The 14,143-nt window shown below is 37.3% G+C and carries 14 protein-coding genes and 1 other RNA gene; 10 read left to right on the forward strand and 5 right to left on the reverse strand.

The window, feature by feature from the left end; genetic code table 11:
• The first annotated feature begins 7 nt into the window (after nucleotides 1-7).
• Genes hisA through ABXT51_RS01170 form a run of 5 tightly spaced genes read left to right on the forward strand, consistent with a single transcriptional unit; the run spans nucleotide 8 to nucleotide 4,471 of the window.
• A complete protein-coding gene (gene hisA / locus ABXT51_RS01150) occupies nucleotides 8-745 on the forward strand; it encodes a 1-(5-phosphoribosyl)-5-[(5-phosphoribosylamino)methylideneamino]imidazole-4-carboxamide isomerase (protein ID WP_416652422.1) in 738 nt (245 codons plus the stop codon).
• A complete protein-coding gene (locus ABXT51_RS01155; protein ID WP_416695772.1) occupies nucleotides 735-1,046 on the forward strand; it encodes an RnfH family protein in 312 nt (103 codons plus the stop codon). Before hisA ends, ABXT51_RS01155 begins: the two co-directional genes overlap by 11 nt.
• A gap of 27 nt (nucleotides 1,047-1,073) precedes the next feature.
• Nucleotides 1,074-1,940, forward strand: coding sequence for an HlyC/CorC family transporter (locus tag ABXT51_RS01160; RefSeq protein WP_416695773.1), 867 nt, complete (start codon nucleotides 1,074-1,076; stop codon nucleotides 1,938-1,940).
• A gap of 44 nt (nucleotides 1,941-1,984) precedes the next feature.
• The gene (pmbA, locus tag ABXT51_RS01165) at nucleotides 1,985-3,301 is read left to right on the forward strand and encodes a metalloprotease PmbA (RefSeq protein ID WP_416695774.1); all 1,317 of its coding nucleotides are present in this window, start codon (nucleotides 1,985-1,987) and stop codon (nucleotides 3,299-3,301) included.
• The gene (locus tag ABXT51_RS01170; RefSeq protein ID WP_416695775.1) at nucleotides 3,302-4,471 is read left to right on the forward strand and encodes a UbiH/UbiF/VisC/COQ6 family ubiquinone biosynthesis hydroxylase; all 1,170 of its coding nucleotides are present in this window, start codon (nucleotides 3,302-3,304) and stop codon (nucleotides 4,469-4,471) included.
• Here the strand turns inward: ABXT51_RS01170 and ABXT51_RS01175 are convergent, their stop codons facing one another.
• Together ABXT51_RS01175 and ssrS are read right to left on the reverse strand one after the other, a co-directional pair.
• Nucleotides 4,472-5,026 (reverse strand): 5-formyltetrahydrofolate cyclo-ligase, encoded by a 555-nt coding sequence (locus tag ABXT51_RS01175; protein ID WP_416695776.1) that lies wholly within the window; start codon nucleotides 5,024-5,026, stop codon nucleotides 4,472-4,474.
• A gap of 72 nt (nucleotides 5,027-5,098) precedes the next feature.
• Nucleotides 5,099-5,279, reverse strand: a non-coding RNA gene (gene ssrS, locus ABXT51_RS01180) — 6S RNA.
• Between the two features lie 124 nt (nucleotides 5,280-5,403).
• Between ssrS and ABXT51_RS01185 the strand changes: the two genes are divergently transcribed.
• Both ABXT51_RS01185 and ABXT51_RS01190 read left to right on the forward strand, forming a co-directional pair.
• Nucleotides 5,404-5,991: a MarC family protein gene (locus ABXT51_RS01185; protein ID WP_416695777.1), complete on the forward strand. Its 588-nt coding sequence runs from the start codon at nucleotides 5,404-5,406 to the stop codon at nucleotides 5,989-5,991.
• A gap of 105 nt (nucleotides 5,992-6,096) precedes the next feature.
• The gene (locus tag ABXT51_RS01190) at nucleotides 6,097-7,221 is read left to right on the forward strand and encodes an aspartate kinase (protein WP_416695778.1); all 1,125 of its coding nucleotides are present in this window, start codon (nucleotides 6,097-6,099) and stop codon (nucleotides 7,219-7,221) included.
• Between the two features lie 7 nt (nucleotides 7,222-7,228).
• Here the strand turns inward: ABXT51_RS01190 and ABXT51_RS01195 are convergent, their stop codons facing one another.
• Nucleotides 7,229-7,528 (reverse strand): virulence factor, encoded by a 300-nt coding sequence (locus ABXT51_RS01195; RefSeq protein WP_416695779.1) that lies wholly within the window; start codon nucleotides 7,526-7,528, stop codon nucleotides 7,229-7,231.
• A gap of 135 nt (nucleotides 7,529-7,663) precedes the next feature.
• Here ABXT51_RS01195 and ABXT51_RS01200 point away from each other — a divergent pair, with 135 nt between their 5' ends.
• The 3 genes from ABXT51_RS01200 to ABXT51_RS01210 are packed head-to-tail and all read left to right on the forward strand — an operon-like array spanning nucleotide 7,664 to nucleotide 12,164.
• Nucleotides 7,664-10,189 (forward strand): GcvT family protein, encoded by a 2,526-nt coding sequence (locus tag ABXT51_RS01200; RefSeq protein WP_416695780.1) that lies wholly within the window; start codon nucleotides 7,664-7,666, stop codon nucleotides 10,187-10,189.
• Nucleotides 10,190-10,192: 3 nt separating this feature from the next.
• A complete protein-coding gene (locus tag ABXT51_RS01205; protein WP_416695781.1) occupies nucleotides 10,193-11,371 on the forward strand; it encodes a M20 aminoacylase family protein in 1,179 nt (392 codons plus the stop codon).
• A 28-nt stretch (nucleotides 11,372-11,399) separates the two neighbouring features.
• Nucleotides 11,400-12,164 (forward strand): dimethylarginine dimethylaminohydrolase family protein, encoded by a 765-nt coding sequence (locus ABXT51_RS01210; RefSeq protein ID WP_416695782.1) that lies wholly within the window; start codon nucleotides 11,400-11,402, stop codon nucleotides 12,162-12,164.
• Nucleotides 12,165-12,197: 33 nt separating this feature from the next.
• Here the strand turns inward: ABXT51_RS01210 and ABXT51_RS01215 are convergent, their stop codons facing one another.
• The gene (locus ABXT51_RS01215) at nucleotides 12,198-12,548 is read right to left on the reverse strand and encodes a rhodanese-like domain-containing protein (protein ID WP_416695783.1); all 351 of its coding nucleotides are present in this window, start codon (nucleotides 12,546-12,548) and stop codon (nucleotides 12,198-12,200) included.
• A 33-nt stretch (nucleotides 12,549-12,581) separates the two neighbouring features.
• Nucleotides 12,582-14,123: a bifunctional phosphoribosylaminoimidazolecarboxamide formyltransferase/IMP cyclohydrolase gene (gene purH, locus ABXT51_RS01220; RefSeq protein WP_416695784.1), complete on the reverse strand. Its 1,542-nt coding sequence runs from the start codon at nucleotides 14,121-14,123 to the stop codon at nucleotides 12,582-12,584.
• Nucleotides 14,124-14,143 lie beyond the last annotated feature (20 nt).

The raw sequence follows: 14,143 nt of genomic DNA on the forward strand, positions 1-14,143 counted from the left end.
AAATTCTATGCTTATAATTCCTGCAATCGATTTAAAAGATGGTCAATGTGTTCGCCTTAGAAAAGGGTTGATGGAAGATAGTACGGTTTTTTCTAATAACCCAACAGAGATGGCAGCTAAATGGGTTGATGAGGGCGCAAGAAGACTTCACTTAGTTGACCTTAATGGTGCATTTGAAGGTAAGCCAGTTAATGCAAAGTGCGTTAATGAAATCACAAAAAAATTTCCAAATTTACCTGTCCAAATTGGTGGAGGGATTCGTGATTTAAAAACTGCTAGTGCCTATATTGATGCTGGAATAAGCTATCTTATTATTGGAACCATGGCTGTAACAAAGCCTGAGTTTGTGTCTAATTTATGTAGAGAATTCCCAGATAAAATTATTGTTGGACTTGATGCAAATAATGGACTTGTGGCGACAGAGGGATGGGCTAAACAGACAGATTTAAATGTCGTAGATTTGTCAAAAAAATATGAGCAATATGGCGTTAGTTCAATTATTTATACTGATATTGCTAGAGATGGGATGATGCAGGGCGTTAATGTTGAGGCAACAGCTAATCTTGCAAAGCACACTTCCATTCCAATAATTGCGTCTGGTGGTATAACTAATCTTGATGATATTGCTGCACTTTTGAAAAATGCGCATCACGGCATCATGGGCGCCATAACTGGAAGAGCCATTTATGAGGGAAGACTTGACTTTCATGATGCACAAACGATGAGCGATATTTATGATAGTTGAGGTTGCTTACGCTCTGCCTAATAAGCAAAGCCTTATAAGCATTGAGGTTGAAAGTGGATCTACATTAAAAGAAGCTATAGAGGCTTCTGGGATTCTTGAAGTTTTTAAGCAGATTGATCTTACAAAGGATAGGGTTGGTATTTTTTCTAAGTTTGCAACCCTTGATACTATCCTTCGTGAAAAGGACCGAGTTGAAATTTATAGACCTCTTGTTGCTGATCCTAAAAAAGCTCGTAAGGAGAGGGCAGCTAAGGGAAAAGCAATGCGAAGCAATAAAAAAAACCAATCCAAGGTAAAATAAGCAACATACAATCCATTCATTATAATTATGAACGCAGAAAAACCTCCCAGTTGGCCATTATTTAATAGGTTATTTGATAAGGTTTTCCCTCAAACTTTAAAGCCCCGAGCACAGTTAATGCAGGCCTTAGAAGAGGCTGAAGAAAACCTAGTTATTGATCCATATAGCAGGTCAGTTATTGAAGGCGCGTTGCAAGTCGAAAGCCTAAAAGTGCGAGACGTAATGGTTCCTCGATCAAAAATGACTATGATAAATTCAGAGTCATCCACTGAGGATTTGCTTCAAATCATGGTCAGTTCATCACATTCCCGCTTTCCAATTCACAATGTTGAGCAGGACTCAATACTTGGTATCGTATTAGCTAAAGATTTGCTAGCTCACTTTGCTCAAGATAATAAGGAAGAGTTTAACTACAGAGAGTACCTTAGAGATGCTTTATCTGTTCCTGAAAGTAAGCCTTTAGGCGTTTTGCTGAGAGAATTTCAACAAAATAAATCACATATGGCAGTTGTTCTTGACGAGTATGGAGAGATTGCTGGATTAGTAACTCTAGAAGATGTGATTGAGCAGATTGTTGGTGAAATTGAAGACGAGCATGATAAGGAAGAAGATAATATTATTGATTATGGAGATGGGCGCTATTTACTTCAAGCCAATACACCTCTATTAGAGTTTAATGAGTTTTTTGAATCCAATATCATAAGTGATAATTACGACACTGTAGCTGGTTTAGTCATTTCAGGTTTTAGCTATCTCCCAGAGCAAATGAGTGAAATTAGCCTTCATGGCTTTGAGTTTAAGGTTCTAAAAACTGATACTCGAAGACTTCTCTTACTTGAAGTGCAACGTAAAATAATAGATATTAAGTCCTCAAAAGATAAAGTTAGTTCTTAATTGTTTTGTCAAAAGTTATCAATCAATTAGTATAATCCAGCATTATGAATTCACTCGAACAAACAACGCAGTTAGCAATTGACCTAATTAAAAAAAATAAAGTCACAGATTTTGAGTTCTCTGTTGGAAAAAGCTCAGGTATTTCTACTGCAGTTAGATTATCAAATGTTGAAACATTGCAATACAGTCTAGATACTAGTTTTGATGTGAGCGTTTATATTGGGAAAAATAAAGGCCAGGCTGCAAGTGTTGACCTCAGTAAAGAGAGTCTAAAAAAAGCTATTGATTCTGCATGCTTAATTGCTAAATATACCCAAGAAGACCCCTTTAATGGACTAGCTCCAAAGGACAGAATGGCGTGGGATGCACCTGATTTAGACCTTTACCATCCTTGGACTCTGGACGCTAAAGAAAGCATTGAGATTGCTAAAGAGTGTGAGCAGATTGCATTAGAGCAGACTGAAATTGATAATTCAGATGGCGCTGAGTTGTCAAGTTTTGAGGGCGAAAGCTATTATGCTAATTCAAATGGACTGATCACTAAGTCAAAAAATAGTAAGCATTCGCTCTACTGCTCATTGATAGCAAAAAGAGACTCTGAAATGCAAACGGGCTATGAATACGCAATTGCTCTTGACTCTAGAGATTTAACGAGCCCATCTATAATTGGTCTTGAAGCTGCAAAAATGGCCCAACAAAAACTTGGTTCTCGTAACTTGGAATCTCAAAAATGTCCTATTATATTTACTGCGCGACAATCATCTGGTTTGTTTTCGCAATTACTAGGAGCTCTGAGCGGCTCGAGGCAGTATAAAAAAACATCCTTCTTGTTAGACTCGTTAGGCAAAAAAGTCCTACCAGGGTCTATTAATATTTATGAAGACCCACTTCAATTAAAAACTCTTGGCTCAAGAGCATTTGATTTAGATGGGGTATTAAAATCAAAACAGTTTTTTGTCGAAGATGGAAGGGTGACCACTTACCTAATGGGCCAATACTCTGCAAACCAACTTGGATTGAAGTCAACCGCGAATGCTGGTGGCGTCAGCAACTGCCGAGTTAGCTCTAATTATGATGGTGGAATTGAAGAATTAACTAAAAACATGGATAAAGGTCTTATTGTAACTGACTTAATGGGGCAGGGTATTAATGCAACAACGGGCGATTATTCTCGTGGTGCAAGTGGTTTTTGGGTAGAAAAGGGTGAAATTCAATATCCAGTTTCTGGAATTACTATTGCTGGAAATCTAAAAGATATGTTGAAGAATGTGATTTCTATAGGTAATGATTTTGATAATAGAAGTAATCTAAAAGTGGGCTCAACTTTGGTAAGTGAAATGACTATTGCTGGGGAAGGGTAATTGAAAGAATTTGATGTCATTGTTATTGGTGGTGGTATGATTGGTCTTGCATTCACTTTAGCGCTCTCAAGAAAAAAAAACTTTAAAATTGCAATTATTGATCCAAATGAATGCAACCCAGAGATCAGCAGTTCATTCCACACCAGAGTCAGTGCAATTACTCCATCAACAAAAAATTTTCTTAGTTCTATTAATGTTTGGGATGACATTAATAGAAAACAAGGGTTTGTGTCAACACGGGTATGGGATCAAAACTCTCATGGACACCTGAACTTTTATGCAAAAGATGAAGGTATTGAGCATCTTGGATTCATTGTAGAGAATGATTTAATACAATCTGCTTTATATCATGCAATCGCTCAAACCAAGGTTCAAATTATTCATGCAAAGCTCGACGAGTTAATAAAAAATGAATTTGGCTATGAGGTTACCCTTGATAATAAAAAAAGCATATTTTGTAAGTTAGTGATTGGGGCTGATGGAGCTAATTCCAAAGTAAGAAGTCTTGCTAATATTGAAGTATCTTCACATGACTATAAGCAAAAAGCTATTATTGCTAATGTAGTTAGTGAAAAGTCACTAGAGAATACAACTTGGCAGAGGTTTTTATCAGATAGTATTATTGCTTTATTGCCTCTTTCAGAAAATCAGGCTTCAATTGTATGGTCTTGTAAAGATGAATTTGCTGATAAGCTCGAAGAGATGGATATTACTAGCTTTAACCAATCTTTATCTGAAGCAGTTGAATATCGATTTGGTGAATTAAAGCTACAAAGCTCAAGAAATATTTTTCCCTTAGTCTCTAGGAGTGCTAAGGACTATACGCTTTCAAATCTTGCTTTAATAGGTGACGCGGCTCATAGTATTCATCCATTAGCTGGCCAGGGCGCTAACTTAGGTTTTTCAGATGCAATGGAGCTTAGTAAGCAGATAGTTGAAAATACTGATAAATCATTGGGCGATCCTCTAGTTTTAAGGAAGTATGCAAGAGCGCGCCGATTAGATAATGAATTAATGTCAAAAACAATGACAGGACTTGATTGGGCGTATAAAGAAAATAATGAGTCATTTCGATGGCTTAGGGGTTTTGGCATGAACATTATTGATGAAACCCCAATCCTTAAATCATTTTTCCAAAAACAAGCGCTCGGTAAGGCCAAAAACGACTAGCTACTCGAGGAAGCGGGTTGGAGTGACTATGCCATCAACTGGAACATCCCATGGCTTTGAGTCCAAATGGTCAACTTCTTGACAATCAAATGCAAGACCAAAGAGTTTTGGTGCTTGGTAATTCTTACTTTTCAGTTTGAAACTTAATGTCTTATCATAGAAGCCACCACCCATTCCTAAACGGTTTTTATTTTTATCAAATCCAACGAGTGGCATAAAGATAAGGTCCATTTGTTTAGCGCCCATTACAGGGGTATGGATTGGCTCATCGATTCCAAATCTATTTTTTCTAAAGTGCTCTCCCATTTCAGCAAATTTAAGTTTTTCTTCAACCAGAATTGGGAGGTAAACAGAACAGCCATTATTTTTTAAGAATTTAATAGTATCTTCTGTCTCAATTTCTCCATCATTAGGAATGAAAATTGCAATATGTTTGGCATTTTCGAAAAGGCCATTTTTTTGAGATTGGTGCAGGATTTTTTGACCATCTTCCTTGCGGGTTTTTTCATCAATGGATTTGCGGAGTTGTCTGAGTTGTCTTCTTAGTTCTATCATTAATGAAGATTTTAAGAGAAAAGCTGTTTAATTAGTAAAGTAATGTAATAGAGTGAAGTTTAATATTCTTCAGATAGGTCCATTGTGCCGTGTTGAATTGTCCTGAACCTTTCTGGTTCAAGGCGGAAGTTCGATGTTTACCGCAGGTTTCCCACTTCAAGGTGGGCTTACACAATAGCAACCAATCTCATCTCCTTTTCTATACTTAATCGGCTCAGGGAAATAAATCAAAGCACGAACACAACAGATAATTAATTATCACCTCTGACTAATTTAATTGCAATACAGTTTCTTCTTAATGTTTAAAAATATACTTAATTTTTAGAAGGTTGTTCGTATAAAATCACCCGATTCATTACTTCCTAAAGGTTTACTAAGTGACTATATTAGCTGCAATTTTATTATTAGTTATCATTATGGATCCTATTGGGAATGTCCCTGTATTTTTAAGTATTCTCAAAAATATACCGCTCGAAAGACGAAGAATAATAATTATTCGTGAATTGTTAATCGCTTTCATAATTTTATTGTTTTTTATGTTTGTTGGTAGATATTTGCTTCAGATGCTAGAAATAGAACAATCTTCACTTGGGGTTACAGGAGGAATTATATTGTTCATCATTGCTATAAGAATGATTTTCCCAGGTACTAAGCCTCTATTTGGTCACAATGAAACAACAGAACCTCTTATTGTTCCTCTAGCTGTTCCAATGCTTGCTGGCCCTTCAGCTATTGCAGCAGTTATATTATTTATGGCTCAAGAGCCAAATAGATGGGTTGAATGGACCTTTGTTGTATTTATTGCCTGCTTAATATCAGGTGTTATATTAGTCTCTTCAGAAACACTAGGAAGAAAACTTGGTAATAGGGCATTAATCGCAATTGAACGATTAATGGGCATAATATTGGTGATGGTCTCGGTTGACTTTATATTAGATGGAATTAAACAAACATTTGGTATTTAATACTTTAACCTTCCAGTTTAGTGAATTTGCAATTTAACTATAAAGCACTGATTTGCTATGTTGTAAGTCACAAGCTATAATTCCCTCTTTTTTTTGAAGATTGAAATGTCAAAAAGCTCTGCACCTATAGTAATGAAATTTGGTGGAACAAGTCTTAGGGATGAGATTTCTCGTTCCCATGTCTTAAATCATATCAAACATTATGCTGATTCTGGTGAAAGAGTTGTGGTTGTAGTTTCTGCAATGGGGCGGAAGGGTGAGCCATATGCAACGGATACACTTGTAGCTCTATTAAAAGATGTAGGTCATAATATTAATCCAAGAGAACTCGATCTCGTTATGAGCGTTGGTGAAACACTATGCTCAGCTTTCTGTGCTCATCTTTTAAGTTGTAGCGGAATGCCTGCAGTTTCATTTAATGGAAGACAGTCAGGAATTTTGACTGATGATAATGCTGGGAATGCTGAGATACTCGATGTGAATCCATCTCGCATTGTTGAAGCGCTTGATCAAGGAGATATTGCAGTAGTAGCAGGTTTTCAAGGGGTTAATGAAAGGGGTGATATTCGCACACTTGGAAGGGGCGGAAGTGACACTTCTGCAGTAGCATTAGCGGCAGCTTTAGGTGCAGAGAAGGTTGAAATATTTTCTGATGTTGATGGTATTGCAAATTGTGATCCAAGACAGGTGGAAGCCTCTAGTTATCTTGATTCAATCAGTGTTCAGCAAATGTTAGCTATGGCTGATGAAGGGTCAAGAGTTATTCACCCTCGAGCAATTGAGGCCTCGATTAAAACTAAAACACCAATTGTTGCAAGAAACACTTTTAATAATTCAATTGGAACGACTATTCATCATAAAGAAGCATCTGAAAAAGAGGTTGTTGCTATTGCTCATCGAGATAATATGGTGCTAATAGAATTTGCGCTTGAGCATAAAGCCTCAAGTCATGTCGATGGCGTTGTGTATATTGACTCAAGAAGATTGTTACTTAATGATGATGTTTATTTAAGTGATAAATTAGCGCAACTTGAAGAAAAACTAGGTTTCTATAAGTTGAGCAGGCATTGGGCTACGATTTCTGTTGTCTTCAATAATAAGGTTTCTAAAAAACCAGCTGATCTTGATTATGCTGAGCTTTTAGATTCACCTAAAAACATTATCAGCTATCTCCTTAAAGAAATAAAGGTTAGGGAAACATTAAAGTTTCTGCATGGAAGATATACTTAAATAAAGGCTAAGGCTTGTGACCGCCGTTATTGACGTAACTTAATAATACTTCATCAGAAAATTCTATTTCTAGTTCCGCTGCTTTCTTTTCTACCGGCTCTTTGAGATCGCCATCAGCTATTTCAATTATTTCATCATTCCAATCAGTAAGGTATGAGTCAGCATCTGTTGCATCTGCAACTGACGCTGCAGAGTCAACAGCCTCCATAAAGCGATTATCTAGCTGAACTTTTTCAACTTCTCTTCTGCTTTTTTTAATCATAACCATTGTTGGTATATCGCGCCATTTCTTTATTGTTAAATTCATCTAATTCTCCAAAAAATATAGTAAATTATAGCCGTAATAAATTTTGAGAAATTCTACCATTAACTAATTGATGTAATTGCTATAATTTAGGTATATAATTCGCTTTTTTTGGTTAGAATTTACATTGAGGATTTGATGAAAAATAAAACACAAGTGGTAGTTATTGGAGGCGGAGTTGTTGGCGCAGGGACCCTATACCATTTAGCAAAAAAAGGTTGGACTGATGTCGTATTGGTTGAGCGCAAAGATTTAACTTCTGGCTCAACATGGCACGCAGCAGGCTTATTGCCACTCTTTAATATGAGTTATTCAGTTGGAAAACTACATCAATATTCAGTCGACTTCTATCATGAATTAGAAAAAGAGACTGGTATGAACGTTGGTTTTAGTGTTGTATCAAATATCCGCCTTGCAAATTCTCAAGACCGAATGGACGAGTACAAATATTATGCTGGCGTTGGAAGCACTGTAGGTGTTAATGTAAATTTCTTAACGCCAGAAGAAATTAAAGAAGTGTGGCCTTTATGTAATACGGAAGGGTTGTTGGGCGCTATTCAGCATCCTGATGATGGATATATACAGCCAGCAGACTTAACTCAAGCATTATGCAAAGGTGCTAGAAATCGTGGTGCTGAGATTTATGAGCACACACTTGTAGAAGGAATTACACAACAAAAAGACCAGAGCTGGATTGTATCCACCGATAAAGGCGACATTGCCTGCGAGCATGTTGTCTCTTGTACAGGTAGTTTTGCCAGAAAAACTGGTGAAATGGTTGGTTTAGATGTACCAGTAATTCCTGTTGAACATCAGTTTCTAGTAACAGAGCCTCATCCAGAAATTTTAGAAAGAAAAAAACAAGGACTTCCTGAAATGGCCGTTCTACGTGAATCTGATGCGGCCTATTATTTGCGAGAAGAGGCTGGTGGAATGATCTTAGGAATTTACGAAAAAGGAGCACCTGTATGCTACGTTGATGGCCCTAAAGACGACTGTCAATATGAGTTATTTAATGGTGAACTTGATCGCATAATGCCGCATATTGATCGCTGTATCAATCGTGTTCCTGCGTTTGGAGAGGTAGGAATTAAGGACGTGTATAACGGAGCTATTGCATACACTCCTGATGGAAACCCAATTGTTGGTCCTGCGCCAGGACTAAAAAACTTTTGGCTCAATGAAGGCCACAGTTTTGGTATAACAGCTGCGGGCGGAGCTGGATGGCAGCTCGCCGAGTGGATTGTTGATGGAGAGCCTACAGTTGACATGATGGGCGTTGATCCTCGACGTTTTGGCCCTTATGCTACTCGAGGATATTTGAAAGAAAAAAATGAAGAGGCTTACGCAAATGTTTTTACAACTCACTATCCTGATGAAGAGAGAAGTGCTGCAAGACCCTTGAAAACCGCACCTTGTTATGATCGTATGAAAGCTTTGGGGGCTGTATTTGGAAGCGTATATGGTTGGGAGCGTCCAAATTGGTTCATGCCTAGTGCTGATTATTCTCTGAGTGTAGAGGAGTTAAATCAAGATGATCCAGCAAAAGTATTGATGAATAAAAACCATGCGACAGCTTTAGAGGATGGACGAATTGTAGAAAAAAATTCATTTAGGCGCTCTAATTATTTTGAACATGTTGGAAATGAATGCAAGCATGTTAATGATAAAGTTGGACTACTAGATATGTCTGCTTTTGCAAAATGTATAGTTAAAGGACCTGGAGCAGAGGAATGGCTAGAATATATCTTTGCAAACAAAATGCCTAAAGCTATTGGTAGAATTAGTCTAGTTCATATGCTCTCTTTAAATGGTGGGGTTCGAGCAGAATTTACAGTCTATAAAACCGGTCCTCAAAGTTATTATTTAGTTTCAGCAGGTGCATTTGAAACTCATGATCATGACTATTTATTTAAGCTCGCACCAAAAGATGGAAGTGTGAATATCCAGCGAGTTACAACACAAACTGGTGTGCTTGTTTTAGCTGGCCCAAGGTCTCGTGATGTTCTTAAAAAACTGACTGATACTGATTTATCAAACGATAACTTTAAGTGGCTAACAGGTAAAAAAATTAATGTAGGCTACGCAACTGCAGAGGCCCTGAGAGTTAACTTTGTTGGTGAGCTTGGTTGGGAGCTTCATCATCCAATTGAAATGCAGAATTACATATTTGATCAGCTAATGGAGGCTGGAGCTGAGTTTGAAATTAAACCATTCGGCATACGTGCAATGGATAGTATGCGCCTTGAAAAATCTTACCGATTAATTCCAAGAGAGATGTCAATTGAATACTCTGCTTATGAGTCTGGTCTTGATCGTTTTGTAAAGCTTGACAAAGAAAATGATTTCATAGGTAAATCTGCTCTTAAAGAATGGCAGGATCGTGGGCCTTCAAATGGATTTGTCACTCTGGAGGTTTTAGGAGTAGTTGATGCAGATGCACGTGGTTCAGAGGCGATCTATAAAGATGGCGAGGTTGTTGGAAGAGCTACATCTGGAGGATATGGGTGGCGCTGTGAAAAGTCACTCGCTCTAGGACTTGTAAGGCTTGAACTTGCAACTCTTGGAACAGAACTTGAAATTGAGATATTGGGTGAAAGGTATAAAGCTATAGTGATAGAAGAGTCACCTTTTGACTCAACGAATGAGTGCCTAAGGAGCTAAAGAATGTCTATTATTAAAAAACAATCTGAGTTACACGAAGACATGGTGACATGGCGTCATCACATTCATAAACATCCCGAGCTTAGCTTTAAAGAAGATCTAACTAGTGATTATATAGCTGCAGTTCTTGAAGCCAATGATATTGAAATGCATCGCGGCTTGGCAGTTACAGGAATAGTAGCCACTATTCATGGAAAAAAAGAAGGACGTGTTATTGGTCTTCGAGCAGATATGGATGCTCTTCCTATTCAGGAAAAAAATGATTTTAGTCATAAATCAGTTCATGATGGAAAGATGCATGCATGTGGCCATGACGGTCACTCAACAATGCTACTTGGTGCTGCTGTTCACTTAAAAGAAAATAATAATTTTGCAGGAACAGTTCATTTTATTTTTCAACCAGCTGAAGAAGGCGGCGGCGGCGGTCGTGTGATGGTTGAAGAGGGTATATTTGAAAAGTTTCCTTGTGAAGCTGTGTATGGGATGCATAACTGGCCAGGTATGGCTGAAGGGCAATTTGCTGTTCATGATACAGCTGTAATGGCTGCTAACGAAACACTCAAAATTTCTATCAAAGGCAAGGGAGGCCATGCAGCAATGCCAGATCAGTGCGTTGACCCTGTGATAATTGGAGCTCAAATTATTACTGCGCTTCAAAGTGTGGTTTCAAGAAATGTTGCCCCTCTTGATTCTGCTGTCGTAAGTATTACAATGCTTGATGCAGGCTTCGTCTCTAATGTTATTCCAAACGACATGAACCTAACTGGCTCTTTAAGATACTTTTCAACAGATGTAGGGAATGAAGTAAAGGCAAAAATTAAGAAAATTGTTGAGGGTATAAGTCACTCAATGGGAGCGACAGCAACGTTCAGTTCAACGCCAAATTATCCAGCAACAGTTAATACTCCAAAACATGCTGAGCTTTGTGCAAATGCAGCAGCAGAGGTTGTAGGAAGTAGTAATGTTTTGAGAAATGAAAAGCCAAGTATGGGCTCTGAAGATTTTTCTTTTTTGCTGAACGCCTCAGAAGGCGCTTATATTTGGATTGGGAACGGGCTAGTTCCTGAGGATGGCCCTGAGGGCGGCTGCATGCTCCACAATACAGAATATGATTTTAATGATGAGATTCTTCCTCTTGGAAGTAGCTATTGGGTTCAACTAGTCCAAGGCATTCTCAAGTAAGTAATTTTTTGATTTTAAGGTTTAATTTATGTTTTCTCATGCGATTGTTAGGGTTCCTGGAAAGAGTCTAATTAATGGATTAAGCGATTCGAAGGATCTAGGATTGCCAAATTATGATAATGCAATTATTCAGCATACGTCTTATATAGAGGCGCTGAAATCTTGTGGTGTTGAAGTTAATGTTCTTGAGCCTTGTGAACAATACCCAGATTCAACATTTATTGAAGACGTAGCTCTAGTAACCCCAGAGTGCGTAATAATTACGCGCCCAGGAGCTCCAACCAGGAGAGATGAGGTGAGTCAAATAGATTCTGTATTAAGAAAAGAATTTATGAATATTGAATATATTAAAGCGCCAGGAACAATAGAGGCTGGAGATATTATGATGGTTGGTAGTCATTACTATATTGGTTTGTCAGATCGAACTAATGTCGATGGCGCTGAGCAAGCAATTAAACTGCTGCAAAAATATGGTTTAACTGGCTCAACTGTTGATTTAAATGATGTTCTTCACCTTAAGACTGGCCTTTCTTATCTAGAAAATAATAAGTTAGTAGTATGTGGTGAGTTCATGAGTAATCCAATTTTTGAAAATTATGACTTTATAGAAATACCACAAGAAGAAAGCTATGCGGCAAACTGTATTTGGGTTAATGAATTTGTAATTATTCCATCTGGATACCCAATATCAAAAGGGAGGATTTCAGATGCAGGTTTTAAAATAATTGAAGTTGATGTTTCAGAATTCAAAAAGCTTGATGGAGGTTTAAGCTGTTTGTCTCTAAGATACTAGGAAATTCTTAATATTAATTACTGAGGTTTTAATTTAATCAAATATTTCTTTAATTTCTTCAAACGTTGCGGTTATAGCATGAACATTGGAGTAACCCATTTGTTGAATTGTTAGAGCTGCAAGTGAGGCACGACCGCCACCAGCACAGTGAGTCAATATTAAAGTTTCAGGATTAGGACAATGTTTGCCGATTTTCATTTCAATTAATCCTCTAGAAATATTTATCGAATCATTGAGACTCAATTCTTCATAATTATTTACTTCACGAACATCAATAATTACAGAATTATTTGAATTTTGATAGAGAAGTTTTGCTGCGTTTGAATCAACACAATTAATTTTTGTTTGAGCTTCTGATATTAATTCACCTACACTTTTGATCATTGGAAATTCCTTAATAGTTAATAAAGTTGTACCTTAATGTTTGAAGTGACGAATACCCGTAAATACCATTGCTATTCCATGTTCATCAGCAGCAGCAATTACTTCCTCATCACGCATAGACCCACCAGGATGAATAATAGCACTAATTCCAGCTTCTGCAGCAGCATCTATTCCATCTCGAAAAGGAAAAAAAGCGTCTGACGCCATTACTGAGCCCTTGACTTCAAGGTTTTCATCGGCAGCTTTAATGCTAGCAATTTTAGCAGAGTAGATCCTTGACATTTGACCTGCTCCAACCCCGATCGTCATTTGGTTTTTTGCGTAGATAATTGCATTAGACTTTACATATTTAGCAACTTTCCAAGCAAACAATAAGTCGAGCATTTGTTTGCTAGTAGGCTGAATTAAAGATACGCATTTGAGATCAGAAGATTTTAAAATAACTAAATCTTTATCCTGAATAAGAAGGCCTCCAGATATTTTCTTATAGTCAAAAGCATATTTAGCCTTTTGAAGATCACCACACTCAAGAACCCTTATGTTTTCTTTTTTAGATAGTATAGATTTAGCTTTAGGGCTGATTCTTGGGGCAATGATTACTTCAACAAATTGTTGCTTGGTAATAGATTGAGCGGTCTCTTCATTAAGTTCACGATTAAACGCAATAATTCCCCCAAATGCAGATGTTGGGTCCGTTTGATAAGCACTAAGATAGGCCAAGTGAATATTTTCCCTTGTTGCTACTCCGCATGGGTTTGCGTGTTTAATAATAACGCAGCACGGCTCTTCAAAATCTCGAACACATTCTAATGCTGCATCAGCATCTGCCAAATTATTGAAGGAAAGAGGTTTTCCTTGGATTTGTTTACTGGAAGAAACAGATGCCTCAGTAAGGTTAGTCTCTTTATAAAATGCAGCACTTTGATGAGGGTTTTCTCCATAACGCATGGTTTGAGATTTTATGTATTGCAAATTTAAGGTATTTGAAAATCCATCTTTTTCACGTCCTAAATAATTTGCTATAGCTCCATCATATTGTGCAGTGTGTTCGAAGGTTTTTAGTGCAAGAGATTTTCTGGTAACAAGTTCAGTGTCACCATTATTATTTAATTCATTTAGAATAAATTGATAATCAGCACTATCAACTATTACAGTTACTGATTCATGATTTTTTGCACTTGAGCGTAGCATTGCAGGTCCACCAATATCAATATTTTCAATGGCATCCTCATGGGTACAGTTTGGGTTTGAAATAGTTTGTTGAAAAGGATATAAATTTACAACGACTAAGTCAATTGGACTGATGTTATTTTCTAACATTACAGCTTCATCTTTACCTCTTCGAGCCAAAATTCCACCATGGATCATTGGATTGAGAGTCTTAACACGGCCTGACATCATTTCTGGATAGCCTGTGAAATCCGATACTTCAATTACAGGGATATTATTATCTTTTAGAAGTTTGGCAGTTCCACCCGTGGAAATAATTTCGATATCTAGTGAAGAAAGTCCTAAAGCAAATTCAACTACTCCAGTTTTGTCAGAAACGCTAATTAAAGCTCGCTTAATAGACATCTTTTAAGAATTAAAATTTA

Origin of the sequence: Candidatus Pseudothioglobus sp. Uisw_050_01 (assembly GCF_048085775.1) — a bacterium.
Classification (GTDB): Bacteria; Pseudomonadota; Gammaproteobacteria; order PS1; family Pseudothioglobaceae; genus Pseudothioglobus.